The sequence below is a fragment of the Pseudonocardia sp. HH130630-07 genome, from assembly GCF_001698125.1.
Taxonomy (GTDB): Bacteria; Actinomycetota; Actinomycetes; order Mycobacteriales; family Pseudonocardiaceae; genus Pseudonocardia.
This window is the reverse complement of the sequence record NZ_CP013854.1, coordinates 56929-82913: the sequence shown is the minus strand read 5'-3', so window position 1 is coordinate 82913 and position 25985 is coordinate 56929. Positions and strand designations below refer to the sequence as shown.

At 73.4% G+C, this 25985-nt stretch carries 23 protein-coding genes and 1 pseudogene; 16 read left to right on the top strand and 8 right to left on the bottom strand.

Annotated elements, in window-relative coordinates:
• Positions 1–4 precede the first annotated feature (4 nt).
• From gvpJ to AFB00_RS00365, 8 genes and pseudogenes are all read left to right on the top strand, one after another.
• Positions 5–382 carry a gas vesicle protein GvpJ gene (gene gvpJ, locus AFB00_RS00400; RefSeq protein ID WP_068795553.1) on the top strand — a complete coding sequence of 126 codons (378 nt, stop codon included), beginning with the start codon at positions 5–7 and terminating at the stop codon, positions 380–382.
• The gene (locus AFB00_RS00395) at positions 379–1149 is read left to right on the top strand and encodes a GvpL/GvpF family gas vesicle protein (protein WP_068795552.1); all 771 of its coding nucleotides are present in this window, start codon (positions 379–381) and stop codon (positions 1147–1149) included. Before gvpJ ends, AFB00_RS00395 begins: the two co-directional genes overlap by 4 nt.
• 1 nt (position 1150) lies before the next feature.
• On the top strand, positions 1151–1393 hold the full coding sequence (locus AFB00_RS00390) for a gas vesicle protein GvpG (protein ID WP_068795551.1): 243 nt from the start codon (positions 1151–1153) through the stop codon (positions 1391–1393).
• On the top strand, positions 1386–2750 hold the full coding sequence (locus AFB00_RS34430; RefSeq protein WP_156819312.1) for a gas vesicle protein GvpO: 1365 nt from the start codon (positions 1386–1388) through the stop codon (positions 2748–2750). The genes AFB00_RS00390 and AFB00_RS34430 overlap by 8 nt, the downstream gene beginning before the upstream one ends.
• A gap of 40 nt (positions 2751–2790) precedes the next feature.
• Positions 2791–3174 (top strand): annotated as a pseudogene (locus tag AFB00_RS33775) (gas vesicle protein); the annotation flags it as partial.
• 205 nt (positions 3175–3379) lie between these two features.
• Entirely contained in the window at positions 3380–4156 is a 777-nt protein-coding gene (locus AFB00_RS00375) for a GvpL/GvpF family gas vesicle protein (RefSeq protein WP_068795549.1), read from the top strand.
• Positions 4153–4413: a gas vesicle protein gene (locus tag AFB00_RS34425; RefSeq protein WP_068795548.1), complete on the top strand. Its 261-nt coding sequence runs from the start codon at positions 4153–4155 to the stop codon at positions 4411–4413. Before AFB00_RS00375 ends, AFB00_RS34425 begins: the two co-directional genes overlap by 4 nt.
• Positions 4410–4721 (top strand): gas vesicle protein K, encoded by a 312-nt coding sequence (locus AFB00_RS00365; RefSeq protein WP_068795547.1) that lies wholly within the window; start codon positions 4410–4412, stop codon positions 4719–4721. The genes AFB00_RS34425 and AFB00_RS00365 overlap by 4 nt, the downstream gene beginning before the upstream one ends.
• A 3-nt stretch (positions 4722–4724) precedes the next feature.
• On the opposite strand, the gene AFB00_RS00360 is transcribed toward AFB00_RS00365, so the two are convergent.
• A complete protein-coding gene (locus tag AFB00_RS00360; protein ID WP_068795546.1) occupies positions 4725–4937 on the bottom strand; it encodes a hypothetical protein in 213 nt (70 codons plus the stop codon).
• A gap of 161 nt (positions 4938–5098) precedes the next feature.
• Here AFB00_RS00360 and AFB00_RS00355 point away from each other — a divergent pair, with 161 nt between their 5' ends.
• Positions 5099–6085 carry a malate dehydrogenase gene (locus AFB00_RS00355; RefSeq protein WP_068795545.1) on the top strand — a complete coding sequence of 329 codons (987 nt, stop codon included), beginning with the start codon at positions 5099–5101 and terminating at the stop codon, positions 6083–6085.
• A 583-nt stretch (positions 6086–6668) separates the two neighbouring features.
• Here the strand turns inward: AFB00_RS00355 and treZ are convergent.
• The 4 genes from treZ to AFB00_RS00335 all read right to left on the bottom strand — a co-directional run bounded on the left by treZ (position 6669) and on the right by AFB00_RS00335 (position 13694).
• Positions 6669–8414 carry a malto-oligosyltrehalose trehalohydrolase gene (gene treZ, locus AFB00_RS00350; RefSeq protein ID WP_068795544.1) on the bottom strand — a complete coding sequence of 582 codons (1746 nt, stop codon included), beginning with the start codon at positions 8412–8414 and terminating at the stop codon, positions 6669–6671.
• 87 nt (positions 8415–8501) lie between these two features.
• Complete coding sequence (gene treY, locus AFB00_RS00345; RefSeq protein WP_068795543.1) at positions 8502–10880, bottom strand: malto-oligosyltrehalose synthase; 2379 nt, start codon at positions 10878–10880, stop codon at positions 8502–8504.
• 11 nt (positions 10881–10891) lie between these two features.
• Complete coding sequence (gene glgX / locus AFB00_RS00340; RefSeq protein ID WP_068795542.1) at positions 10892–13060, bottom strand: glycogen debranching protein GlgX; 2169 nt, start codon at positions 13058–13060, stop codon at positions 10892–10894.
• Positions 13061–13226: 166 nt separating this feature from the next.
• Positions 13227–13694 carry a PPOX class F420-dependent oxidoreductase gene (locus AFB00_RS00335; RefSeq protein ID WP_068795541.1) on the bottom strand — a complete coding sequence of 156 codons (468 nt, stop codon included), beginning with the start codon at positions 13692–13694 and terminating at the stop codon, positions 13227–13229.
• Between the two features lie 56 nt (positions 13695–13750).
• Between AFB00_RS00335 and AFB00_RS00330 the strand changes: the two genes are divergently transcribed.
• The 3 genes from AFB00_RS00330 (at position 13751) to AFB00_RS00315 (ending at position 16557) form a co-directional block, all read left to right on the top strand.
• Positions 13751–14200 (top strand): HIT family protein, encoded by a 450-nt coding sequence (locus AFB00_RS00330; RefSeq protein ID WP_068799857.1) that lies wholly within the window; start codon positions 13751–13753, stop codon positions 14198–14200.
• 1 nt (position 14201) lies between these two features.
• Positions 14202–14798 carry a histidine phosphatase family protein gene (locus AFB00_RS00325; protein ID WP_068795540.1) on the top strand — a complete coding sequence of 199 codons (597 nt, stop codon included), beginning with the start codon at positions 14202–14204 and terminating at the stop codon, positions 14796–14798.
• Between the two features lie 451 nt (positions 14799–15249).
• A complete protein-coding gene (locus tag AFB00_RS00315; protein ID WP_156819311.1) occupies positions 15250–16557 on the top strand; it encodes a GGDEF domain-containing protein in 1308 nt (435 codons plus the stop codon).
• Positions 16558–16597: 40 nt separating this feature from the next.
• Here AFB00_RS00315 and AFB00_RS00310 read toward each other — a convergent pair whose 3' ends face one another.
• Positions 16598–17953, bottom strand: coding sequence for a GGDEF domain-containing protein (locus AFB00_RS00310; protein ID WP_083275144.1), 1356 nt, complete (start codon positions 17951–17953; stop codon positions 16598–16600).
• A 174-nt stretch (positions 17954–18127) separates the two neighbouring features.
• Here AFB00_RS00310 and AFB00_RS00305 point away from each other — a divergent pair, with 174 nt between their 5' ends.
• The 4 genes from AFB00_RS00305 to AFB00_RS00290 all read left to right on the top strand — a co-directional run bounded on the left by AFB00_RS00305 (position 18128) and on the right by AFB00_RS00290 (position 24064).
• Positions 18128–19480: an IS1380 family transposase gene (locus AFB00_RS00305; RefSeq protein WP_068795538.1), complete on the top strand. Its 1353-nt coding sequence runs from the start codon at positions 18128–18130 to the stop codon at positions 19478–19480.
• A gap of 786 nt (positions 19481–20266) precedes the next feature.
• Positions 20267–22213 carry a 1-deoxy-D-xylulose-5-phosphate synthase gene (gene dxs, locus AFB00_RS00300; protein WP_068795537.1) on the top strand — a complete coding sequence of 649 codons (1947 nt, stop codon included), beginning with the start codon at positions 20267–20269 and terminating at the stop codon, positions 22211–22213.
• Positions 22213–22902, top strand: a complete 690-nt coding sequence (locus tag AFB00_RS00295; RefSeq protein ID WP_068795536.1) for a response regulator transcription factor — start codon at positions 22213–22215, stop codon at positions 22900–22902. The genes dxs and AFB00_RS00295 overlap by 1 nt, the downstream gene beginning before the upstream one ends.
• Before the next feature lie 4 nt (positions 22903–22906).
• Complete coding sequence (locus tag AFB00_RS00290) at positions 22907–24064, top strand: sensor histidine kinase (RefSeq protein ID WP_068795535.1); 1158 nt, start codon at positions 22907–22909, stop codon at positions 24062–24064.
• Positions 24065–24074: 10 nt separating this feature from the next.
• On the opposite strand, the gene AFB00_RS00285 is transcribed toward AFB00_RS00290, so the two are convergent.
• Positions 24075–25250 (bottom strand): HRDC domain-containing protein, encoded by a 1176-nt coding sequence (locus tag AFB00_RS00285; RefSeq protein ID WP_231974517.1) that lies wholly within the window; start codon positions 25248–25250, stop codon positions 24075–24077.
• Between the two features lie 83 nt (positions 25251–25333).
• Positions 25334–25894 (bottom strand): LuxR C-terminal-related transcriptional regulator, encoded by a 561-nt coding sequence (locus tag AFB00_RS00280; protein ID WP_029239699.1) that lies wholly within the window; start codon positions 25892–25894, stop codon positions 25334–25336.
• Between the last annotated feature and the right edge of the window lie 91 nt (positions 25895–25985).

Genomic DNA, 25985 nt, shown 5'->3' with positions numbered 1-25985 from the left:
ACGGGTGACCGTCAGCCGCCAGGAGGGCAGCCGGGTCTCCCGCGCCCCGCAGGGCGACCTCGCCCAGGTGATCGACCTGATCCTGGAGAAGGGTCTGGTCATCGACGTGTTCGTCAAGATCTCGCTGGTCGGGATCGAGCTCGTCACGATCGACGCCCGGATCGTCGTCGCGAGCGTCGACACCTATCTGCGTTTCGCCGAGGCCACGAACCGCCTCGACCTGCACCAGAAGGGTGGCAAGGACCTCGGGCAGGTCGTCGGCGGCCTCACCGAGAACGCCTACGAGGGCGGCGCCAAGGGCACCACCCGCGGTGTCCTCGAGGCCGGCAAGGAGAAGTTCGACGAGTTCCGCGGTGAGCGCAGGCAGGAGAAGCGCAAGTGAGCGACGGCGCAGGCAACGGCGTCTACGTGTACGGCGTGGTCGTCTCCGGGGCCCGCATCCCCGGTGAGCTGGAACCGGTGGGGGAGCAGGGCGGCGAGATCGGCCTGCTCGACCACCGGGACCTGGCCGCGGTGGTCAGCGACGTCCCGACGGACCGCAAGCTGGGCCGGCGGGCGGACCTGCTCGCGCACGAGCGGGTCGTCAACGCCGTCGCCGCCGAGGTGACGATGCTGCCGATGCGCTTCGGTGGGGTCGTCACCGACGACCAGGCCGTCGTCGACGAGCTGCTGGAGGACAACCATGACTTCTTCGTCGAGGCCCTGTCACGGCTCGACGGGTGCGTCCAGTTCGTGCTCTACGGCCGCTACGACCAGGACACCGTGCTCGGCTCGATCGTGGAGCAGGATCCCGCGATCGCCGAGCTGAGCAGGTCCCTGCGCGACACGGACCCGGACGCGACGCACTACGAGCGGATCAAGCTCGGCGAGCGGATCGCCTCGGCGATGGAGCGGGAGCGGACCGCCGACGCCGAGAAGGTCGTCGAGCTGCTGGAGCCGCTGAGCGAGGCCGTCGTGGTCAAGGCCGCCGGTGGCGAGGACGGCGCGGTGAACGTCGCGCTGCTCGTCCGGCGGGACCGGACGGCCGAGTTCGACACGGCGGTCGACGCGCTCGGTGACGAGTGGAGCGACCGGGTGGAGCTGCAGCTCATCGGTCGGGTGGCGCCGTTCGACTTCCTCCCGGAGCGCGACGGCGGAACGGAGGACTGAGATGGGTCTGGTCACCGGCCTGCTGACACTGCCGCTCGCCCCGGTCCGCGGGGTGATGTGGGTGGCGAAGCAGATCGAGGCCGAGGTCGACCGGGAGATGAACGACCCGGGTGTCCTGCGGCGCAAGATCGACGAGGCGGAGCAGGCGTTCGAGCGCGGTGAGATCGACGAGGCCGAGCGCGACGCACGCCAGGAGGAGCTGCTGGAACGGCTGATCGGCTCGGGAGGTGGCGGGGGTGTCTGAACGCCCACCGCGCCGCCGCGGCAGCGGGTCGGATCCGGACCGGTCGTCGTCGCGCCGTACCCCGGCGCGGCGCCGTCCGGCGGATGCACCGCCGCGCCGTCGTCGTCCGGACGCCGCCCGGGACGCGCCGGAGGACCGCGGGTCCGACGGCCGCGCCCCGACGCGGCGCCGTCGCGACGACGACGTCCCGCAGCGCCGGCGCCGGCGTGCGGAGCGACCGGACCCGGAGCCCGGGCCGGACACCGAGGAGCCCGGCCCGGCGCGGGACGAACGGCCCGGTGACGAGCCGGACGACCGCGCAGCGGGACCCGACGCCGAGGACGAGTTCGAGGACGACTTCGACGCCGAGGATGACGCCGACGACGAGTTCGAGGACGTCGTGGAGGACGAGGACGACGCGCCCGCCGACGAGTTCGACGACGATCCCGCGGAGGACGAGGACGAGGACGATCGTCCGGCGGACGACGTCGATGACGACCACGGATCCGTCGACGACGGGTTCGACGAGGACGACGAGTACCTCGACGAGGACGATCCCGGTTCCGAGGACGAGCAGCGAGCCGCCGCCGACGAGTTCGAGGACGACGCCGAGGACGACGCCGAGGACGACGCCGAGGACGACGCCGAGGACGACGCCGAGGACGACGCCGAGGACGACGCCGAGGACGACGCCGAGGACGACGCCGAGGACGACTTCGACATCGACGACGAGGACACCGCCGAGGACGACGACGTCGACGAGGACGACGAGGACGGCCCGGCTGACGAGTTCGACGACGACTTCGAGGACGACGAACCCGAGGACGAACCCGAGGACGAGGAGCCGGAACCGGCGTCGGGCCGCGGCCCCACCCGGTCCGGCGACGGGCCGGAACGGGACTCCGGGTCCGGCGGGCGTCGCCGGGACCGGCGGTCGTCCGGGCGCGAGGGCGACCGGCCCCGCCAGGGCCGCCGGTCCGGCGGGCCCCGGCGTACCGGCGAACCCCGCCGGGGCGGCGGAGCCCGCAGCCCCGGGCGGTCGCGGGAGACCCGGGAACCCGAGGGTTCCGGTGCTCCCGATCGGGCCGGCGGTGCGGACGAGGCGCCGTCGCCGCCCCGGCGGCCGGGTGCCCGCCTGGTCGCGCGGGCCGCGGCGGAGCAGATCGTCGAGATGACCGGGCGCAGCCCGGAGGGCGTCGTCTCGGTGTCGCGGCACGACGAGGGCTGGACGGTGGAGATCGAGGTCGTCGAGTCGCGGCGGATCCCGGACTCGGCGGACGTCCTCGGCGTCTACGAGGCCGAGCTCGATCCGGACGCCGAGCTCGTCTCCTACCGGCGGATCCGTCGCTACACCCGCGGGACCGGCGGCGACGCATGACCGACATCGGACCGGAGAGGGGGCACACGTGAGCGACACGGTGCGCTGGGACTCCGGGCAGCCGCGGCGCCAGGAGTCCCGCGGCGACGGCGCCAACCTGGCCGACATCCTGGAACGGGTGCTCGACAAGGGGATCGTCATCGCCGGTGACATCCAGGTGAACCTGCTCGACATCGAGCTCCTGACGATCAAGGTGCGCCTGGTCGTCGCCTCGGTCGACCGGGCCAAGGAGATGGGGATCGACTGGTGGGAGCGCGATCCGACGCTGTCCGCCGGCCGTCGCGACCTGGAGGACGAGAACGCCCGGCTGCGGGAGCGGGTCGAGGCGCTGGAGCGGTCCGGGCGGGGCGAGCTGCCCCCACCGGACGACCGCGCCGACGGCGACGTTCCGGCCCGCGGGGCGGAGGACCCCGAGCCGGAGGAGCCCGAGCCGGAGGACGAGATCGAGGATCCCGACCCCGACGACGAGATCGAGGACGGCGGTCCGGAGGAACCCGACGACGACCGGGCGTCGCGCCGGACCCGGGGCACGACCGCCCCGGCCCGCCGCCGGGCACCCGCGGCCCGCCGCACCCGCGACGACACCACCGATCGGCGGCGCAGCTCCGGCCGGGGCCGGAAGGACTGACATGACCGAGGGATCCAGCGGCGAACTCAGCTACGTCTACGCGGTGACCCGCGACGAACCGTCCGGGCTCGACACGCTCACCGGGGTGCTGGACGCCCCGGTGCGGCTGGTCACCGCAGCCGGGCTGCACGCCGTGGTCAGCCCGGTCCCGGCGGCCGAGTTCGCCCGGGAACGGATCGAGGAACGCTCCGAGGACCTCGACTGGCTCGCCGCGACGGCGCGGGCCCACCACCGCGTCGTCGACGGGGCCGGACGCTCGACCGCCGTCGCGCCGCTGGCGCTCGCGACCGTCTTCGCCGACGACGACCGGGTCCGGCAGGCGATCGGGGACCGCCGTGCGGAGTTCGACGCGGTGCTCGACCGGGTGCGGGACCGGGTCGAGTGGGGGATCAAGGCGTTCCTGCCGGAACGCCCCCCGCCGGCGGAGGTCCCCGCGGAGCGTCCGGCGTCGGGGGCGGAGTACCTGCGCCGGCGCCGGGCCGCGGTCGGAGCCGCCGAGGCACGTACGGACGAGGCGTTCCGCGCGGCGGAGGAGCTGCACGACACCGTCGCCGCGGCGTCGGTCGCGTCGCGCCGGCACCGGGTGCACGACGGGGCACTCACCGGGCGGACCGAGCAGATGGTCCTCAACGCCGCCTACCTCGTCGACGAGGCCGACACCGAGCAGTGGCGGGCGGTCGTCGGCTCGGCCGCGTCGCCCGGCCTGCTGGTGGAGGTCACGGGACCGTGGGCGCCGTACTCGTTCGCCGGGACCGCCCCGGACGGCGGTGCCCGGTGAGCGAACCCACCGGCCTGTTCGGGGACCGGGAGGTGGCACTCGTCGATCTGCTCGACCGTCTCCTCGCCGGTGGCGTGGTGCTCACCGGTGACGTGACGATCTCGCTGGCCGGGGTCGACCTGGTCCGGGTCTCGCTGCGGGCACTGATCACCTCGATCGCGCCGGCCGACTCCGGTGTCGTCGACGCCGGGGTCGCTCCGGCCCCGGTCCGCGGTGGGGACGGGGCACCGCTGCTGCCCGGGGGGAGTGCCGGATGAGCGCCGAGGAGCCCCGTGACCCCGCGCGTCCGGCCGGCCGGGTCGAGATCGACCGCGAGTCGGTGGAGCGCGACCTGATGAAGCTCGTCCTCACGATCGTGGAGCTGCTGCGCCAGCTGATGGAGAAGCAGGTCCTGCGGCGGATCGACCAGGGCGACCTGTCCGACGACCAGATCGAGGACCTCGGCATGTCGCTGATGCACCTGGAGTCGGCGATGACCGAGCTCACCGAGCGGTTCGGGCTCACCGCGGCCGATCTCAACATCGAGCTCGGCCCGTTGGGGCCGCTGCTGCCGCGGCAGCGCTGAGCCTCAGATCGGGTCGGTGATCTCCGCACGGACCTCGTCGATCGCCTGCTCGCGCTCGTCGGGCACGTCGTTCTCGGCCAGGACCTGCTCGGCCCGCTCGTCGGCCTCCTCCTGCTGGGCGTACTGCTCCTTGAGGCCGCAGCCGCAGTCGCAGCGGACGACCCACTTGTCCGCGACGTCGGCCATCAGGAGGACCTGGGGTTCGTGCTGGGCCACGGATGCTCCTCGGCCAGTGGAAGATCGACGATCCGCATCATTGCGTGTCGTTGCGCTTCCTGCCAGTCACGTGCGCCGAGAGGTGTGGTTCCTGCCACCTCGACCGATACCTGTGCTCCCCGTCGCGGTGCGCGTGCGCCGACAGGGCTAGGGTCCGGGGCGTGTCTGCTACCCCCGTCACCGTCACCGTCACCGGAGCCGCTGGCCAGATCGGTTACGCGCTGCTCTTCCGGATCGCCTCCGGGCAGCTGCTGGGGTCCGACACCCCGGTCAAGCTGAACCTCCTGGAGATCCCGCAGGCCGTGAAGGCCGCCGAGGGCACCGCGATGGAGCTCGACGACTGCGCGTTCCCGCTGCTGCGCGGCATCGACATCCACGACGACGCCACCGCCGCCTTCTCCGGCGCCAACGTCGCGCTGCTGGTCGGCGCCCGCCCCCGCACCAAGGGCATGGAGCGCGGCGACCTCCTCGAGGCGAACGGCGGCATCTTCGGCCCGCAGGGCAAGGCCATCAACGCCGGCGCCGCCGACGACATCCGCGTCCTCGCCGTCGGCAACCCGGCCAACACCAACGCCCTGATCGCCCAGGCCTCCGCGCCGGACGTCCCGGCCGAGCGGTTCACCGCGATGACCCGGCTCGACCACAACCGCGCGCTGGCCCAGCTGGCCAAGAAGCTGAACGTCGGCCTCGACGAGATCAGCAAGCTGACGATCTGGGGCAACCACTCCGCCACCCAGTACCCCGACCTGTTCCACGCCGAGGTCGGCGGCAAGATCGCCGCCGAGCAGGTCGAGCGCGAGTGGCTGGAGAACGACTTCATCCCGACCGTCGCCAAGCGTGGCGCCGCGATCATCGAGGCCCGGGGCGCGTCCTCGGCCGCGTCGGCCGCGAACGCCGCGATCGACCACGTGTACGACTGGGTCAACGGCACCCCGGCCGGCGACTGGACCTCGGCCGCGATCCCGTCCGACGGCTCCTACGGCGTGCCCGAGGGCATCATCTCCTCGTTCCCGGTCACCTCGGAGAACGGCGAGTGGAAGATCGTCCAGGGCCTGGAGATCGACGAGTTCTCCCGCGGCCGGATCGACGCCAGCGTCGCCGAGCTGGGCGAGGAGCGCGACGCGGTCCGCAAGCTCGGCCTCATCTGAGTCCGACCGGCACGTCCCACACGGCCGCGGCCACCTACGGGTGGTCGCGGCCGTGTCGTATCCGGCCCAGGGCACACCCGGGAGACCCGCGCCGACCTGCCCCGGCCCGCAGCACCTGCACACGCCTCTCCGAGGCGCACCGCCCCCAGGCATAGAGGCTCCCGACGGGGCGGCGCAGCTCCACGCTCACCGGACTGGTGCGCGCTCACGCGATTCCGCGAGCGTGTACGTAGCGCGTGAGCGTCCTCGGTGCAGAGGTGCGGCGGGACGGGTGCGGGTGCGGCGCCGGTTCGTGCCGCACCGCCGTGGGCAGGTCGCGCCCCGCTCCGGTGCGCCGCGTCCGTAGCGCGGGGCGCGGCATGCCCGAGGAGGGCGCGGATCGCGCTACGGGGTGCAGCGAGGCCCGTGCGGCGGCGACGGCCGGCACGCCGGCGTGCCCCGGGTGGACGGGTGGCCCGGTGCCTGGCCGCCTCGTGGAGTGCGCCACGTCCGGGAGGGGCAACCCGTCGAGCAGCACGCTGACGCCCGGCCGAGGGCAGGACCGTGCTGCTCGACGGGCGACGGGCGACGGGCGACGGGCCGGCTACCCGGCGACCCGGCAGATGGCGAAGGCCTCGGCGGGGACGGTGAAGGAGTCCTCGTCGCTCTGCGTCGGCTCCGAGGCGAGCAGGATCCGGGTGATCCGGGCGCCCAGCGACAGCGTCACCGGGGCCGGTCCGAGGTTCACCACGACCCGCATCGCCCCGCGGGCGACCACCAGGGTGCGCGCACTCTCGTGCACGTCGACGCCGACCCCGTCCAGCCACGGGTCGGACAGCTCCGGCCAGGCGCGGCGCAGCGCGATCAGCTCCTGGTGCATCCGCAGCAGGGTCGCGTGCGGCTCCTGCTCCGGCTCGGTCCAGTCCAGGGTCGAGTCGGTGAACGTGGACTCGGCGTTCGGGTCCGGCACGTCGGCGGCGTCGCCCCACCCGTGGTCGGCGAACTCCTTCGTCCGGCCCTCGCGGACCGCCCGCTGCAGGTCGGGGTTCTCGAAGCGGGAGAAGAACTGCCACGGGGTGCGGGCGCCCCACTCCTCGCCCATGAACAGCATCGGCGTGAACCCGGAGGTGAACAGCAGGGCCGCGCCGCAGGCCAGCAGGCCGGGGGTGACGGTCTGGGTGAGCCGGTCACCGGTGGCCCGGTTGCCGATCTGGTCGTGGTTCTGCAGGTAGGTGACCAGCCGCGAACCGGGGATCCGGGCGGTGTCGATCGGCGCGCCGTGGCTGCGCCCGCGGAACGACGACCAGGTTCCCTCGTGCAGGAACCCGCGGGTCAGCACGTGCGCGAGGCCGTGCAGGTCGGCCTCGGCGAAGTCGCCGTAGTAGCCCTGGCCCTCGCCGGTGAGCACCGTGTGCAGGCAGTGGTGCACGTCGTCGGCCCACTGGGCGTCCAGGCCGTAACCGCCGCCCTCCCGCGCGGTGATCAGCCGCGGGGCGTTGAGGTCGGACTCGGCGATCAGCGACAGCGGGCGGCCGACGTGCGCCTCCAGCGCGGTGACCTCGACCGCGAGCTGCTCCAGCACGTGCTGGGCGCGGGTGTCGCGCAGCGCGTGCACGGCGTCGATCCGCAGGCCGTCGACGTGGAAGTCGCGCAGCCACATCAGCGCGTTGTCGATCACGTAGCGCCGGACCTCGTCCGAGCCGTTCCCGTCGAGGTTCAGCGACGGGCCCCAGATGTTGGACCCGGCGAAGTACGGCGCGAAGCGGTCGAGGTAGGCCCCGGACGGTCCCAGGTGGTTGTAGACGACGTCGAGGACGACCCCGAGCCCGCGGGCGTGGCAGGCGTCGACGAACCGCTTGAAGGCGTCCGGGCCGCCGTAGTTGCCGGTGACGGCATACCAGCCGACGCCGTCGTAGCCCCAGTTCACCGGCCCGTCGACGGCGTTGACCGGCAGCACCTCGACCAGGTCGACGCCGAGGGAGACGAGATGGTCGAGCCGTTCGATGGCCGCGTCGAACGTGCCGCCGTCGGTGAACGTGCCGATGTGGCACTCGTAGAGCACCGAACCGGCCAGGGTGCGGCCGGTCCAGGCGTCGTCGGTCCACCAGAACGTCTCGTGGTCGTAGACCCGGGAGCGTTCGTGCACCCCGCCCGGCTGCCAGCGCGACCGCGGGTCGGGGAGCGGGGCGGGATCGTCGTCGAGCAGGAAGGCGTAGTCGGTGCCGTGCCCGTGGTCCGGCAGCTCGGTCCGCCACCACCCGCCGGGGGCGGGATCGAGCGCGACCCGGTCCTCACCCACCACGACGCTGACGCGGTTCCTGTCGGGGGCCCACACGGCGAACTCCGTCACGGACGACGATCCTTCCGTACCGGGCGGGTCCCCCGCGCGTCAGGACGGGGTGGGTCCGCTCACCCGCCCGCGGGCGGGTGAGCGGGATCAGGCCGGGCGGACCAGCAGCGCGACCGGGTACCGGTCCAGCAGCCCGGCCAGTGCGGGTGCGGGCCCGTCGACCGGGCGGTCGGCGATCATGTCGTGCCAGTCGTCGAAACCCCCGGGCAGGGGGAGCGTGGTGTCGCCCCATCCGCCGCGCCGGGCCAGGCCCTCGGGCAGCCGCGTGGCGACGGCGACGAGCGCCCCGCCGCCCCGGGAGAACGCGACGGCGTGCGCCGCGGCGGCCCCCTGCGCGTCGAGCCGTCCGTAGCCGGAGAACAGCTCCGGGCGGAACCGGCGCAGCCGGGCCGTCGCGCTCGTGACCAGCAGCTTCGCCGCGCCGTCGGCGTCGATCGGCGGCTGCCACCCGCCGTCGATCCGGGCCAGCAGGCGTTCCCGGGCCGCGAAGTCCACCGGCCGCCGGTTGTCCGGGTCGACCAGGGAGTACTCGAACAGCTCGGTGCCCTGGTAGACGTCGGGCACACCGGGCCCGGCCATCTGCAGGAGCTTCTGCCCGAGCGAGTTGGACCAGCCCGGACCGGAGATCCCGGCGACGAACGACGCGATCTCGGCGACCAGCTCCTCGTCGGCGAGCACCTCGGCCGGCCACGCGGCGATCCGCTCGTCGACCTCGGCCACCGCGTCGGTGTGCGAGGTGACGAGCTTGGCCTCCTTCGAGGCCTTGCCCAGGTACGACGCCAGCCGGTCGGCCGGGATCAGCCAGGCCCCGACCAGCGACTGCCAGGCGAGCAGCTCCAGCGACCGGTCCGGCAACGGGTGCCGGACCGACCAGCGGCGGACCAGGTCGGCCCATTCGGCGGGGCGCTCGGCCAGCACGGCGAGCCGGGCCCGGACGTCCTCCGAGCGCTTGGTGTCGTGGGTGGAGAGCGTGGTCATCGTCCGCGAGCGGCCGGACTCGCGGTGGGCGAGCCCGGCGTGGAACTCCGCGGGGGACACGCCGAACCGGGCCGGGTCGCCACCGACCTCGTTGAGCGCGACGAGGCGGTTGTAGCGGTAGAACGCGGTGTCCTCGACGCCCTTCGCCGTCACCATCCCGGAGGTCTGCTGCAGCCGGGTCGCGAACTCCGAGCCCGGGTCACCGACCAGGCCGGCGTGCAGCGCGGCGACGACGGCCCCCAGGTCCGGACGACGGGTGCGCGCGGCCGCGACGGCGGCGTCGGCCGCGGCCCGGCCCTCGGCGATCGCCGGGGTGAGGTAGGAGCGGTAGACCGGGAAGCCGCAGAGGAACTCCGCGACGGCGTCGGTCAGGTCGGTGGCGGTGACCCCGGTGAGGTCGAGCCCGGTGAGCCGGGAGTCCGCGCCGGGCCCGGCCCGGAACGCGTCGGCGATCCGGTGCACCTCGGCGACGAGGATCCGCTCCGCGACGAGATGCCGGCCGTCGTCCTCGACGGCGTGCGCGGACGGCTTCGTGCCGGTGTGCTCGGCGGCGAACTGGGTGAGCAGGCCCGCGCCGTCCGGGTCGACGAACACCCCGCACACCTCGCGCAGCGCCTCGTACCCGCTGGTGCCGTCGACCGGCCAGGACACCGGCAGGTCCTCGCCGACGCCGAGGATCTTCTCGACCAGCAGCCACTTCCACGGACCGATCTCGGCCCGCAGCCGCCGCGCGTAGCCGCCCGGGTCGGACAGGCCGTCCGGGTGGTCCACCCGCAGGCCGATGATCGTGTCGTCGGAGCGCAGCAGCTCCAGGACCTTCGCGTGGGTGTCCCGGAAGACCGCCGGGTCCTCGACCCGGACGGCGGCCAGGTCGGACACGTCGAAGAACCGCCGGTAGGTCAGCTCCGCCGCGCCACGCCGCCAGGACACGAGGCGGTAGTGCTGCCGGTCGTGCACCTCCTGCGGGGTGCCGCCCTCGGTGCCGGGGGCCACCGGGAACCGGTGCTCGTAGTAGCGGATCTCCGGGTCACCGGGCGCGCCGTCGATGCCCAGCGAGGCGAGCGCGGTCTCCTCGTCGGCGTCGAGCACCGGCAGCAGCAGCGGCCCGGCGCCCCAGTCGATGTCGAAGTGCTGCGCCCACCGCGACGACGGTCCGTGCGTCAGCACGTCCCACCACCACGGGTTCTCGTGCGGCACCGCCACACCGACGTGGTTCGGGACGATGTCGAGCAGCATCGTCAGACCGTGCTCGCGCAACGTCCCGAGCAGGGCCCGCAGCCCGTCCTCGCCGCCGCGCTCGGCCGAGATCCGGGTGGGGTCGACGACGTCGTAGCCGTGGTTCGACCCGGTCCCCGACGCCAGCAGGGGAGAGGCGTACAGCGCCCCGATCCCGAGCCGGTCGAGGTAGCCGGTGAGCGCCCGCGCGTCGGCGAACGTCCGGTCGCGGGAGAACTGCAGCCGGTAGGTGGATCCCGGAAGGCGGCTCATGCGGGTGCGCCTCAGCCCTTCGATCGCAGGACGAGCAGTGAACGTGCAGGCAGGGTGAGCACCGAGCCGGCGGACACCGGGTCGAGCTCGGTGCCGTTCTGGCCGGCCGGGGCCGGCGGGTGCACCTCGCCCGACTGCGTGTCGACGACGACCTCCCAGGCCGCGCCGAACTCCGACGGCGGGAGGGTCGCGTCGATGTCCTCCCAGTAGGAGTTGAAGCAGAGCAGGAACGAGTCGTCGGTGATCCGCTGGCCGCGCTGGTCCACGTCGGCGATGCCCTCGCCGTTGAGGAAGACGACGACGGCGCGCCCGAGCTCGTTGTCCCAGTCGTCCTCGGTCATCTCCCGCCCGGCCGGGGTGAACCAGCCGATGTCGGACACCGCGTCGCGCTGGCGGCGGCCGATCGGGCGCCCGGCGAAGAACCGGCGGCGCCGGAACACCGGGTGCGCGTGCCGCAGTGCCGTGACGCCCGCGGTGAAGGTGACCAGGTCCCGGCCCGCGTCCGACAGCTCCCAGTCCTGCCAGGAGATCTCGTTGTCCTGGCAGTACACGTTGTTGTTGCCGCCCTGGGTACGGCCGAGCTCGTCGCCGTGCAGCAGCATCGGGGTGCCCTGCGACAGCAGCAGGGTGGCCAGGAAGTTGCGCTGCTGACGGGCGCGCAGGTCCAGCACCGCCGGGTCGTCGGTGGGGCCCTCGACGCCGCAGTTCCAGGAGCGGTTGTGGCTCTCGCCGTCGTTGCCGCCCTCGCCGTTGGCGTCGTTGTGCTTCTCGTTGTAGGAGACGAGATCGGCCAGCGTGAAGCCGTCGTGCGCGGTGACGAAGTTGATCGAGGCGTACGGGCGGCGGCCGTCCTCCTGGTAGAGGTCCGAGCTGCCGGTGATCCGGGACGCGAACTCGCCGAGGGTGCCGGCCTCGCCGCGCCAGAAGTCGCGGACGGTGTCGCGGTACTTGCCGTTCCACTCCGTCCACAGCGGCGGGAAGTTGCCGACCTGGTACCCGCCGGGACCGACGTCCCACGGCTCCGCGATCAGCTTGACCTGCGAGATCACCGGGTCCTGCTGGACGAGGTCGAAGAACGTCGACAGCCGGTCGACGTCGTAGAACTCCCGGGCCAGGGTGGAGGCGAGGTCGAAGCGGAAACCGTCGACGTGCATCTCGGTGACCCAGTACCGCAGCGAGTCCATGATCAGCTGCAGGGTGTGCGGGTTCCGGACGTTCAGCGAGTTCCCGGTACCGGTGTAGTCCATGTAGTAGCGGGCGTCGTCGTCGACCAGCCGGTAGTAGGCGTGGTTGTCGATGCCGCGCATGGACAGGGTCGGGCCCATGTCCGAGCCCTCTGCCGTGTGGTTGTAGACGACGTCGAGGATCACCTCGATCCCCGCGGCGTGCAGGTCGCGGACCATCGCCTTGAACTCCGCGACCTGGGAGCCGGACCGGACCGAGCCCGAGGAGTAGGCGTGGTGCGGGGCCAGGAAGCCGATGGTGTTGTAGCCCCAGTAGTTCGACAGGCCCTTCTCGGTGAGGTGGTGGTCCTGCACGAACTCGTGCACCGGCATCAGCTCGACGGCGGTGATACCCAGCGTGCGGTAGTGCTCGATCATCGCCGGGTGCGCGACCCCGGAGTAGGTGCCCTGCAGCTCCTCCTCGACGAAGGGGTGGCGGGTGGTGAGCCCGCGGACGTGCGCCTCGTAGACGACCGTCTCGTTGTAGGGGATCTTCGGCGCGCGGTCCGAGCCCCAGTCGAAGAAGGGGTTGACCACGACCGACTTGGGCACGTGCGGCGCCGAGTCGGTGTCGTTGCGCGAGTCCGGATCGCCGAAGTTGTAGCCGAAGACGGCCTCGTCCCAGTCGACCGGGCCGTCGAGGGCCTTGGCGTAGGGGTCGATCACCAGCTTGTTCGGGTTGCAGCGCAGCCCCTGTGCCGGGTCGTACGGGCCGTGCACCCGGTAGCCGTAGCGCTGCCCGGGCTCGATGCCGGGCAGGTAGCCGTGCCACACGAACCCGTCGACCTCGGTGAGGCGCACCCGGGTCTCGGTCTGGCCGCCGCCGCTCTCGTCGGGGTCGAACAGGCACAGCTCGACGGACTCGGCGACCTCGGAGAACAGGGCGAAGTTGGTGCCGGTGCCGTCGTAGCTGGCGCCCAGCGGGTAGGCGTGCCCGGGCCAGGGCTGAGTGCTCACGTGTGGTCAGGGTCCTCTCGTCGCGCCCGGCCACCGGCCGGGTGCGGGCTCAACCTATCGGGGCAGGCACCGTTGCCGCAGACGCCGCAGATACTTTTCGGATACACGTCACTGAGCTCCGTGCGCATCGGTTCCGCACGGAGCCGTCGATCCTCCCAGGAGCGGCTCAGCCGTCGGCGAGCCGGGCGGGGAACCCGCCGGTCGCGACCGGGCTCCACCGGGTCGGGGTGATCCGGACGAGGGCCTTGCCCTGGTCCGACATCGCCTGCCGGTACTCGTCCCAGTCCGGGTGCTCACCGGAGATGGCCCGGAAGTAGTCGACGAGCGGCTCCAGCGCGTCCGGGAGCGTGATCAGCTCGGCGTCCCCGTCCACCTGGACCCACGCGCCGTCGAACTCGTCGGAGAGCACGACGACCGACGCGCGGCCGTGCCGGGCCACGTTGGAGGACTTCGCCCGCTCCGGGTAGGTGGAGATCACGATGCGGCCCTCGGTGTCGACCCCGCCGGTCACCGGCGAGGCCTGCACCCCGCCGTCGGAGCGGGTGGTCATGAGCACCATGTGGTGGCGCGGGCGGACGAACGCGATCAGCTCGTCGCGGTCGACCCGGTCGTTCGTGGCGATGGTGCGCGGCATGCGACCAGCGTATGGCCGCCCCGCCGATCCCGCCGGATGCCCTACTGTCGGAGGGCGTGAGCAGTGTCTTCACCAAGATCATCGACGGCGACATCCCCGGCCGCTTCGTCTGGGCCGACGACCGGTGCGTCGGCTTCCTGTCGATCAACCCGCTCGGGCCGGGGCACACGCTCGTCGTGCCGCGGGCCGAGATCGACCAGTGGGTCGACGCCGACGCCGAGCTGACCGCGCACCTCACCGAGGTCGCCAGGACGGTCGGCCTGGCCGTGCGGGAGATCTGGGCGCCGCCCCGGGTCGGCCTGCTCGTCGCCGGGTTCGAGGTGCCGCACCTGCACGTGCACGTGTTCCCGGCCTGGGACATGCGCGCGTTCGACTTCGCCAACGCCGCGGCCGAGATCGATCCCGCCGAGCAGGACCGGCACGCCGACGCCCTGCGCGACGCCCTGCGCGCCGCCGGGCACGGCGGCCGGGTGCCGGCCGATCGCGGTTCCGCCGGCCCCCGCTGAGGTGCAGCTGATCCTCGTCCGGCACGCGCTGCCCGAGCAGGTCGCCCACGACGACGGCACGCACGCCGACCCGGGCCTGACCGCGGACGGCCACGCCCAGGCCGGGCGCCTGGTGCCGGCGCTGGCCGGCGACCGGGTGGACGCCCTGTACACGAGCACGATGCGCCGGGCCGTGCAGACGGCGGCCCCGCTGGCCGCCGCCCGGGGACTCGACGCCGTCACCCGCGCGGAGCTGCGGGAGTTCGACGCCGAGCGCCCGGAGTACGTGCCGGTCGCGGAGCTGGCCCGGACCGATCCGGCCGCCTGGGCCCGGATGCGGGACGGGCACCTGCCCGGCCACGTCGACGCGGCGGGGTTCGCCGCGCGGGTGCACACCGCCGTCGAGACGATCGTCGCGGACCACCCGGGGCGCACCACCGTCGTCGTGGTGGCGCACGCCGGAGTCGTCAACGCGTACCTGGCCGCAGTGCTCGGGCTCGACCGGGGACTGCCGTTCCCGCTCGACTACGCCGGGATCACCCGGGTGCTCTGCGCCCGGGACGGCCTCCGGAAGGTCCGGACGGTGAACGAGCTCGCCCACGTCGCCGACCTGCTGTGATACCGCAGAGCCGCCGTTCGTCGCGGCTCCGCTGCCGTCCGGCGGCAGGGGGCCGCCGGTACCTGACGTTTGGGAGAGCCGTCCCTACCCTGGGACAGGACTCCGGTGATCTCCCGGACGCGGCACGCGCGGTGCGCGCGGCGGGCAGGGTGCCCGCCGGGCGTCGTCGTGACGTGGGAAGGGATCGGGTCCGGATGGCAGGGACCGGGACGGGCAAGGACTCGGCCGGGCAGACGCCCGTGGCCGCCGTCGTCCCCGGTCACATGTTGCCGAGGTGGGGTCACCAACCGCGGTTGTCCATGACGACACCTCCTGTCACCGGTCCTGCGGAAAACGTCACCGTGGGCGACATCGACGACGTCAGCGTACCCGTTCGGGTGACGATTCCGTGGGTGTTCCGGCAATTCGCGCGCGCAGATCTCACCCGGGGTAGGACGGCGGCGGCGATCCGGTGACGGAGCCCACAGCCGATGCCCCGACCGGCCGCGGAGCGTTCCGCGAGCTGCCGTCGCCGATGATCGCGGTGTTCGTCGTCGTCGTGGCCTCGGCCCTCGCACTGGTCGTCGGCGGCCTGGTCACGACGACCGCCGAGCCGTCCGTCGGCATCGCGGCGCTGGGCGCCCTCGGGCTGATCGCCCTCGGCGTGCTGCACACCGAGCTGGCCACCGGGATCGAGCGGGTCCGGCGGCGAGTGGCCCACGCGTCGTACTTCGACCTCTCCAGCGTGTGGACGTTCTCCGGGGCCCTGGTGCTCCCGCCGGCGCTGGCCGGGGTCGTCGTGATCGGCATCTACAGCCACCTCTGGTGGCGGGTGTGGCGCCCGGCGGGCGCTGCGCTCTACCGGCACGTCTACACGACGGCCACCGTGGTCCTGGCCGCCGGCGCCGCCGGGGTGATCGTCACACCGGAGCTGCTGACCGGGATCGCCGGTGTCGAGCCGCTGCTCCATGTCACCGGGTTCGGCGCGCTGCTGCTCGCCATGGCCGCGTACATGCTGGTCAACCAGATGCTCGTGGCGCTGGCCCTGTCGCTGACCTCCGGCCGGATCGTCGCCTGGCGCGCGGTACTCGGCGACGGGGACGACCTGGTCCTGGAGGGGGCGACGCTCTGCCTGGCGATGCTCACCGCGCTCACGGCCCTGCACCAGGTGGCGCTGGTGCCGCTGGTCCTCCCGCCGCTGCTCGTACTGCACCGCGCGGTGCTGATCCGGCAGCTCGAGGAGCGGGCCAACACCGACGCGAAGACCGGCCTGCTCACGGCCACGGCGTGGCGCGGGCGGGCGTTGCGGGCGGTGGCGCGCTCCCGGCGGCGGGACGAGGCGGTGGCCGTCCTCATCCTCGACCTCGACCACTTCAAGTCGGTCAACGACGGCTACGGCCACCTGGCGGGCGACGAGGTGCTGACCGCGGTGGCGGAGGCGGTCTCGGCCCAGGTGCGCGACGTCGATCCGGTCGGCCGCTTCGGCGGCGAGGAGTTCGTGGTGCTGCTGCCCGGGCTGCCCTACGGCGATCCCGGCTACGAGCTCGCCCACGCCGCGGGGGAGCGGATCCGGAGCACCGTGCGCGAGCTGGTCGTCGACGCCGAGGCCCCGGGCGGGCCGCTCACGATCACCGACCTGTCGGTGTCGGTCGGGGTCGCGCTCGCCGGGTCCGACGGGGACACGCTCGACGAGCTGCTGCAGATCGCCGACCACGCCCTCTACGCGGCCAAGCGGGGCGGGCGGAACCAGGTACGGCTGGGCCGCGCGCTCTCCGGCTGAGAGTGGACGGGTACCGCGCCGGGGCGGCCGGCGGAGCGGCTCAGGTGGGGTCCGGCGCCGGGAAGCGGAACGGCCGGGGCCCGATCCGCACGGCGTCCCGGCCCGCGTGCTTCGCGGCGTAGAGGGCGGTGTCGGCGATCTCGAGCAGGGTCGTCATGTCGGCGCCGTCGGACGGGAACAGCGCTCCGCCGATCGACACCGTCACCTCGTAGCTCTCCCGGACGGGCGGCGGTGTGTCCGTGCCGGCCCCGTCGTCGTGCGGCCCGCGGTCACCGGGGGCCGGGTTCCCGGCGATCCGGGCACGCAGCCGTTCGGCGACGTGGTGCAGTTCGTCGTAGCCGTCCGGTCCGGACACCCGGGGCAGCAGGACCACGAACTCCTCGCCACCGAACCGGCCGATCAGGTCGTGCTCCCGGAGCTCGCTGCGCAACGCCCGGGCGACGAATTCCAGTACCTCGTCGCCGTAGAGGTGACCGTGCCGGTCGTTGATCTCCTTGAAATGGTCGAGATCGAGAATGAGCAGGGCCGCCTGCCTGTTCTCGCGTTCGGCGCGCTGTAGTTCGTGCGCGCCGCGCACCTTCCATGCGGCGTGGTTGAGCAGACCGGTCTTCACGTCGGTGTCCGCCCGTTCGCGCAGGTGCCGGACCAGGATGCTCCGGTGCAGGGCGACGATCGGGGGGATCGCGAGCACGACGGCCCCCGGTCCCATCGTCTGCAGCCCCAGTGCGGTGAGCGCGCCGAGCGACAGCGTCGCGAGCTCCAGGGCCAGTTCGTCGCCGCCGAGGAGGATCCGGCCGATGCGCGCGTCCGGGTTGATGATCGCGACGGCTCCGAGGACCAGACAGGTGTTCACCACGGTGTAGACGAGCAACGTGAGCACGAGTGCCGCGGACGCGGGGACGCCCTCGTACAGCCCGCCGGGCCGGGTGGCGGCCACGACCGCCGCCGCCCCGTGCACGGCGACCACGACGGTGGCGGCGTTGAAGACCTCCCGGTAGGCGGGCCTGCGGTCGGGCAGCGGCACCGGTCGCAGCACCCGCCAGTGCAGATGGACGTACACCAGCACGACGAGCACGGCGGCGGCCGGTGCGGGCAGGAGCACCGCCGCGGCGAAGGTCCAGACCGAGGTCAGGTTCACGTGGTGGGTCTCGGCGCTGTAGCGGCGGACCCGCTCGATGCCGGCGACGATCTCGGTGTGCCCGATCGCGGACACCACCAGGATGGCGAACAGGACCGTCGTGGGCCGGTCGGGCGGCTCCGGCATCAGGGCGAGCCCGGAGACCGACAGCACCACGGCGAGCACCTCGACGGCCAGCATCGCGCCCAGCACGTTCGCGGGGAGCCGCCAGAGCTGCCACCGGGTGACCCGGTGCAGCGGCGCGGGAGGGGAGGTCATCGGCCTCCTCGCCCGACTGGCTCGTCCGTGCCGTTCACGTCGCCCGATCCTAGCCCGGGGCTTTCATCGCGGTTCGCCGAGCGGGGCGTGTCAGAAGGCTGGAGGGTGCCACTGACCAGCAAGGATGGGGATTGCTGAGGTCCCGTATCCGCGCGAATCAGGAGCACCCTCCAGGTGAAGAAGGCTATCGGGTTCTACTCGTGCCCGGACATCGACACGGCCGCGACAGCGGTGGTGTCGCATGCCGGGACGAGGCTGCTGACCGAGACCATCGGCAAGGTCGGGCTCGACCACGCTCTGTCGCAGGCGTTGGAACCGTGGCGGCCGCGGTTGGCGGTGCACGACCCGGCGAAGGTCCTGCTCGATCTCGCGTTGACGCTGGCCGCCGGCGGGGACTGCCTGTCCGACATCGCGCTGTTGCGTGCGGAGCCCGCTCTGTTCGGTCCGGTGGCCTCAGACCCGACGGTCTCCCGCACGGTAGATCGCCTCGCCGCCGACTCGACCGCGGTGTTGGCGGCGATCGATGCCGCCCGCGCCACGGCTCGGGCGAAGGTGTGGGCGCTGGCCGGTTCCGCCGCTCCCGACCACCAGACGGACGCGGCGAACCCGCTGGTCATCGACGTGGATGCCACCCTGATCACCGCCCACTCGGACAAGCAGGGCGCCGCACCGACGTTCAAGAAGGGCTTCGGGCACCATCCGTTGTGGGCGTTCTGCGACCACGGCGCGGCCGGGACCGGTGAGCCTCTCGCGGCGCTGCTACGCCCCGGGAACGCCGGGTCGAACACCGCCACCGACCACGTCACCGTCATCCGGGCGGCGCTGCGCCAGCTCCCCGACCACCGCCCGGGCAACCGTCCCGGCCGCAAAGTTCTGATCCGGGTCGACGGCGCAGGTGCCTCGCATGAGCTCCTCGACTGGCTGGCCGGGCAGCGTCTGTCCTATTCAGTCGGCTTCGGGCTGTCCCAGGCTCTGGTCGACCAGCTCGCCGCGCTCCCGGCCACGGACTGGCAGACCGCGCTCGATGCCGACCGCGAGCCCCGTCCCGGAGCCTGGGTCATCGAGGCGACCGGCCTGATGAACTTGACCTCCTGGCCGAAAGGGATGCGGGTGATCGTCCGCCGCGAGCGCCCGCACCCCGGCGCGCAGCTACGGATCACCGACCCGGACGGGTTGCGCTACACCGCATTCGCCACCAACACACACCCCGGTGGAGCGGGCCGCCAACTCGCCGACCTCGAGCTACGACACCGCCGCCGGGCCCGCGCCGAGGACCGCATCCGGGCGGCGAAGGACACCGGGCTGACCAACCTGCCCTTGCACGAGCTCGACCAGAACCGGATCTGGCAGGCCGTTGTCGCGCTCGCCTGCGAGGTCACCGCCTGGGCGCAGATGCTCGCCTACACCGACCACCCGGCGCGGCGCTGGGAACCGAAACGACTCCGGCTGCGGCTGTTCTCCCAGCCCGCACAGCGAGCCCGGCACGCCCGCCGAACCGTCCTGCACCTGCCCGCCCACGCACCCTGAGCCAGGCTGCTCTGCGAAGGCCTCGCCCGGCTGCGCGCACTCGCCGTCCCCGGCTGAGCCCGACCCCGCCGTCACGACGACCCAGGACCCCGACCGGACCAGTGGAAACCGGCGCCCACCCGAGCGACCTCGGCTGAACTGTCACACCCGCCAGGCAGAATCAGCGCCACCACACCGACGAGCACCGGTGTCGATCAAGCCGGGACTGCCCGACGAAAGATCCGGGCTAGAGGGCGTCCGGCCGTCGTGAATACGCGGTAGCGAGCATCACGACCTTCTGTGGCTCCGTGTGACGAACCAATCACACAAAGTGGCAGATGGTTCGGGTCCGGTGAGCGCAATGGTGGGCACACGATTGTTGTGAGCAGTCCCGGGCACGATTCTGGTATCAATCGCCGAACGGTCGTCGATACGCGGTTCGGGATGAGGGTTCCTCTGTCACCGTGCGGTCCGCGGTACCGGGGGGCCGCCGGTGAATCGTGAACGAGAACAGGGGGTCGAGATGCGTAACTGGGGCATCTGATCGTGATCCCGTCGCAGTGGCGGCGGTGCTTTCTTGCTGGACGTCGACGGTGAGACGGAGGTTGTCGTGCGTAACTGGGGTATCTGATCTTCTCGATGAATCCGTCGAACTCGACGTGCCGCGCACCGGGTGGCCCGACCTGCTCGGTGCGCACCGTCGCGCCCGCACGACGGTGTGCTCCGTAGAGTGGGGCCCACGAGTCGATGCCGGGCACGGTGGCGGTTCCCCGCCCGTAGGAGCACCCGGCGGCGAGGAGGCAGCACGTGACCACGAACCCGGGGCTCGCCGCGATCCGGCGACCGGCCGACCTGCGCGGACTCGGAGGCGACGAGCTCGGCGCGCTGGCGGCCGAGATCCGTGGCTTCCTGATCAGGGCGGTGTCGCGCACCGGCGGGCACCTCGGGCCCAACCTCGGCGTGGTCGAGCTGACCCTCGCGCTGCACCGGGTGTTCGACTCCCCGCGGGACACCCTGATCTGGGACACCGGGCACCAGGCCTACGTGCACAAGCTGCTCACCGGCCGGCAGGACGGCTGGGAGCGGCTGAAGAAGACCGGGGGCCTGTCCGGTTACCCGAGCCGTACCGAGTCCGAGCACGACCACGTCGAGTCCTCCCACGCGTCGTCCTCGCTGTCCTGGGCGGACGGGATCGCCAGGGCGAACGCGCTGACCGGGCGCGACCGGCACGTCGTCGCCGTCGTGGGGGACGGGGCGCTGACCGGGGGGATGGCCTGGGAGGCGCTGAACAACATCGCCGCCGGCACCGACCGCAACGTCGTGATCGTCGTCAACGACAACGGGCGGTCCTACTCCCCGACGATCGGCGGGCTCGCCGACCGGCTCGCCTCGCTGCGGCTGCAGCCGGGCTACGAGCGGATGCTGGAGGCCGGCAAGCGCACCGTGCGCGGCACCCCGGTGGTGGGCCCGGCGCTGTACGCCGGCCTGCACGCCTTCAAGGCGGGGGTCAAGGACGCGCTGAGCCCGCAGGAGCTGTTCTCCGACCTGGGGCTCAAGTACTTCGGACCGGTCGACGGGCACGACATCGCCCAGCTGGAGTCGGCGCTGAGCCGGGCCAAGCGGTTCGGCGGGCCGGTGATCGTGCACGCGGTGACCCGCAAGGGCAACGGCTACTCGCCGGCCGAGAACGACGAGGCCGAGCAGATGCACAGCCCGGCGGCGTTCGACCCGGAGACCGGGACGCCGACCGGCTCGCCGTCGACCGGCTGGACGGACGTGTTCTCCGCCGAGATCGTCGAGCTGGGCGCGCGCCGTACCGACGTCGTCGCGATCACCGCGGCGATGCTCGGCCCGACCGGGCTCGCCCCGTTCGCGGCGGCCTACCCGGACCGCCTGTTCGACGTCGGCATTGCCGAGCAGCACGCGCTGGCGACCGCGGCCGGGCTGTCGCGGGCCGGGCTGCACCCCGTCGTCGCCCTCTACTCGACGTTCCTCAACCGGGGTTTCGACCAGCTGCTCATGGACGTCGGCCTGCACCGGGAGCGGCTGACGCTGATGCTGGACCGTTCCGGGGTCACCGGCAGCGACGGGCCGTCGCACAACGGCATGTGGGACCTCTCGGTGCTCGGCATCGTCCCCGGCATGCGGGTCGCCGCGCCGCGGGACGAGCCGACGCTGCGCGAGGAGTTCGGCGAGGCGGTCGCGGTCGCCGACGGGCCGACCGCGCTGCGCTACCCGAAGGGCTCGGTGATCGCGTCCGTCCCGGCGGTCCGCCGGATCGAGGGGCCGGCCGGCGTCGACGTGCTGCACGAACCGGACGACCGGCGGGCCCAGGTCCTGCTGGTGTGCGTCGGCGTCTTCGGCAAGCTCGGCGTCGCGGTGGCGCGACGGCTGGCCGACCAGGGGGTCGACGTGACCGTCGTCGACCCGCGGTGGGTGCTGCCGGTGCCCCGGGAGCTGCTGACGCTGGCGGCCGACCACCAGCTCGTCGTCACGGTGTCGGACTGCGGGACGCACGGCGGGTTCGGGTCCGCGCTGTCGGACGCCCTGCGGGCCGCGGACATCGACGTCCGGCAGCGCGATCTCGCGCTGCCCCAGTCCTACCTCGAGCACGGTAGCCGGGACGACGTGCTGGCCACGGCCGGGCTGACCGAGCAGGACGTCGCCCGCCGGGTGACCGAGTGGGCCGCCGCGTCGGCGGGCGTCGGGGTCGACGCCGGCATGCCCCGGCCGGCCTCGGAACGCACCCTCTGATGCGCGTCATCGTCGTCGAGGACGAACCGGCCATGGCCGACGCGGTCGCGCGCGGCCTGCGCCGGGACGGGATGGCGGTCGACGTGGCCTACGACGGCGACGACGGTTCGGAGAAGCTGTCGGTCACCCGCTACGACGTGGCGGTCCTCGACCGTGACCTGCCGGGCCGCAGCGGCGACGAGCTGTGCGACGAGGTGCTCGCGGCCGGTGGCGTCACCCGGGTGCTCATGCTGACGGCCTCGGCGACGCTGGCCGACAAGGTGGAGGGACTGTCCCGCGGCGCGGACGACTACCTCGCCAAGCCGTTCGACTTCCCCGAGCTGGTGGCCCGGGTGCGGGCGCTCGGGCGCCGGGCCACGCCGGCCGTCCCGCCGACACTGGAGGCGGGGGACCTGGTGCTCGACCCGGCCCGCCGCACCGTGCGCCGCTCGGGCCGGCCGGTGGAGCTGACCCGCAAGGAGTTCGGGGTGCTGGAGGTGCTGCTGGCCGCCGGGGGCACCGTCGTGTCGTCGGAGGAGCTGCTGGAGCGGGTCTGGGACGAGAACGCGGACCCGTTCACCACCACGGTGCGGGTCACGGTGATGACCCTGCGCAAGAAGCTGGGCGAGCCGGCGCTGATCGACACCGTGGTCGGGGCGGGCTACCGGATCCCGACCGCCGCGCCGCGGTTCGGGACGGCGACGGGCTGACCCGGTGCACCGACTCCGGCCGCGGCTGACCCTGCTCGCCACGGTGCTGGTCGCCGTGGTGGCAGGGCTGCTGCTGTGGCTGGGCTGGATGCTGGTCGGTGCCGCCGTCGCGGGGACCCCGGTGCTGCCGGGCACCGTCGTGGTCGGGGGAGTGCCGGTGCCGGCCCAGACCGCCCGGGACGCCGTCGCCTCGGCCGCCAGGGCCGAGGTGCTGCGGGCGGGCCTGATCGCGTTCCCGCTGGTGGTGCTCGCGGGTGCGGTGACGGCGTGGGTGCTCGTCGGACGGGTGCTCGACCCACTGCACCGGGTCGTCGACACCGCCTCCCGGCTGTCGGCGTCGTCGCTGGACGAACGGGTGGCGCTCGGTGCTGCGCGCGGTGAGGTCGCGGAGCTCGCGACCGCCTTCGACGCCATGCTCGACCGGCTGCAGGGGGCGTTCGACGCCCAGCGCCGGTTCGTCGCGAACGCCGGGCACGAGCTGCGCACCCCGCTGGCCGTGCTCCGGACCGAGATCGACGTGACCCTGCAGGACCCGGCGGCCGACGCGACGGAGCTGCGGCGGATGGCGGAGGTCGTCCGCGACGCCGGCCGCCGTTGCGACGAGCTCGTGACCGGGCTGCTGCTGCTCGCCCGGACCGAGGCCTCCGGCCCGCTGGGCGGGGTGGACCGGGCCGCGGTCGACCTGGCCGTCGTCGTCGCCGCCGAGCTGGACGCCGTCGCCGGTGAGGCCGCGGCCCGCGGGCTCACCGTGCGGACCGACCCCCGCCCGGCCGTCGCGGGTGGCGACGAGGTGCTGCTGCACCGGCTGGTGGCGAACCTGCTGGAGAACGCGGTCCGGCACAACCGCGACGGCGGCTGGATCGACGTCGGGTGCGCGGTCGTGGGCCCGGAGGTGTCGTTGCGGGTCGCCTCGTCCGGCGCCGAGCTGGCCCCGGACCGGGTGGCGGAGCTGTTCGAGCCGTTCCGGCGGGGGCCGGTGGCCCGCACGGCACACACCCGCGGTTCGGGGCTGGGCCTGTCCATCGTGCGCGCGGTCGCCGCCGCGCACGACGGATCGGTCACCGCGGCGGCGGTCGACGGCGGTGGGCTGGACGTCCGCGTCGTCCTGCCGCAGCACCGTGCGGTGCCGGTGGCACTGGACGGGGTCGGCGCGACCTCCTGACCGCGTCCGGTCAGCCGCGGTCGAGCACCGGTTCCAGCAGCGGGGCGAGGAGTTCGATCTGCCACGGCCGGGCGCCGCCGGCGGCCAGTGCGCCGCGCACGTCGCCGTCGGTGGGCGGGGACCAGCACAGCCGGCGCAGCAGGTCGGGCTGCAGGAGGTTCTCCACCGGCACGTCGTGCTGCTCGGAGACCCCCGCGAGTGCGGCCCGGGCGTTCGTGAGCCGGGCGGCGGCGTCCGGGTCCCGGTCGGCCCAGCGCGACACCGGGGGCGGGCCGTCGGTCGGTGCCGACCCGCGCGGCAGTTCGGACTCGGGCAGCGCGGCGGCCCGGCGGACCGCGTCGAACCAGTAACCGGCCAGCCGCCGCTGCGCACGGCCGCGGTAGACCGGCAGCGCGACGAGCGCGTCCGCCGAGTCCGGGTTGCGGACGGCGGCGTCGACGATCGCGGCGTCGGGCAGCACCCGGCCGGGTGCGATGTCGCGCTCGACGGCCAGCGCGTCGCGCGCCTGCCACAGCTCCCGCACGGTGGCGAGCGGCCGGGGCCTGCGGACCTTGTGGATGCCCGAGGTGCGCCGCCACGGCTCGGCGCGCGGTGCCGCCGGCGGTGCCGTCCGGACGGCCTCGAACTCCTGCCGGGCCCACTCCAGCTTGCCCTGCTCGTGGAGCAGCCCGCTCAGCACGTCGCGGAGCTCGACGAGTACCTCGACGTCGAGCGCGGCGTAGACCAGCCAGTCCTCGGGCAGCGGGCGGCGCGACCAGTCGGCGGCGCCGTGCCCCTTCTCCAGGGACAGCCCCAGCAGGTTCTCCACCATCGGCCCGAGGCCGACCCGGGGGAGACCGGCCAGCCGCCCCGCCAGCTCGGTGTCGAACAACGCCGCTGGCCGCAGGTCCAGCTCGGCGAGGCAGGTCAGGTCCTGGGACGCGGCGTGCAGCACCCACTCCGGGCCGTCCAGCGCCGTCACCAGCGGACCGAGGTCGCCGTGCAGCGGGATCGGGTCGATCAGGGCGGTCCCGGCCCCGGCCCGGCGGAGCTGGACCAGGTAGGCACGCTGGGAGTAGCGGAAACCCGAGGCACGCTCGGCGTCGACGGCCACCGGGCCGGTACCGCCGGCGACGGCGGTGGCCACCGTGGCGAGATCAGCCGCGGTCGCCGTGATCGGCGGCAGACCGTCGGCCGGGCTCAGCAGGGGTACCGGATCGGGTGAACCGTCCGGGGACGGATCACCGGGCGACCGGAACTCCGTGCCGCCTGTCGTCCCCGCTCCCCGATTCAGCGAATGACCCCCGCACGCATGGCCAGCGCCACCATCTGGGCGCGGTCACCGGTACCGAGCTTGCGCCCGATCCGGGACAGGTGGCTCTTCACCGTCAGCGCCGAGAGGTTCAGCGCCTCACCGATCTCCTTGTTCGACTGCCCGTCGGCCACCAGCTGCAGCACCTCGACCTCGCGGGCGGACAGCTCGCGGGGGGTGTTGTCGGTGCCCGGGACCCGGGAGCCGGTGGCGAGCAGCGGGGCGACCGTGGGGTCGGCGTACACGCCGCCGTCGAGCACCCGCTTGACACCGTCGGTCACGACCGACGGCGACGCCGACTTCAGCAGGTAGGCCTGCGCCCCCGCCTGGAACGCCGAGCGCACCGCGTAGGGGTCGTCGGAGGAGGCGAGCACGACCAGCCGGTTCCAGCCCAGCGAGCGCAACTCGCTGACCAGGTCGAGGCCGCTGCCGTCCGGCAGCGTGAGGTCGAGGATCGCCAGGTCGCACGGACCGGCGGCGTGCGCACGCGCACGCGCCTCGGTCACCGACGCGGCCTCGTGCACGGTGCCCGCCCCCATGGAGCGGAGCCGCCCGGCGATCGCCTCGCGCAGCAGCGGGTGGTCGTCCACGACGAGAACCGTGAACAACTCCTCCCGCGGTTGCGGGACG

Coding starts and splice junctions, on each gene's coding strand:
- AFB00_RS00375 (WP_068795549.1), top strand. CDS start 3,380: ATGACCGAGGGATCCAGCGGCGAACTCAGCTACGTCTACGCGGTGACC.
- AFB00_RS00390 (WP_068795551.1), top strand. CDS start 1,151: ATGGGTCTGGTCACCGGCCTGCTGACACTGCCGCTCGCCCCGGTCCGC.
- AFB00_RS00365 (WP_068795547.1), top strand. CDS start 4,410: ATGAGCGCCGAGGAGCCCCGTGACCCCGCGCGTCCGGCCGGCCGGGTC.
- AFB00_RS00280 (WP_029239699.1), bottom strand. CDS start 25,894: ATGGGGGCGGGCACCGTGCACGAGGCCGCGTCGGTGACCGAGGCGCGT.
- AFB00_RS00335 (WP_068795541.1), bottom strand. CDS start 13,694: ATGCCGCGCACCATCGCCACGAACGACCGGGTCGACCGCGACGAGCTG.
- treY (WP_068795543.1), bottom strand. CDS start 10,880: ATGAGCCGCCTTCCGGGATCCACCTACCGGCTGCAGTTCTCCCGCGAC.
- AFB00_RS00295 (WP_068795536.1), top strand. CDS start 22,213: ATGCGCGTCATCGTCGTCGAGGACGAACCGGCCATGGCCGACGCGGTC.
- AFB00_RS00310 (WP_083275144.1), bottom strand. CDS start 17,953: ATGACCTCCCCTCCCGCGCCGCTGCACCGGGTCACCCGGTGGCAGCTC.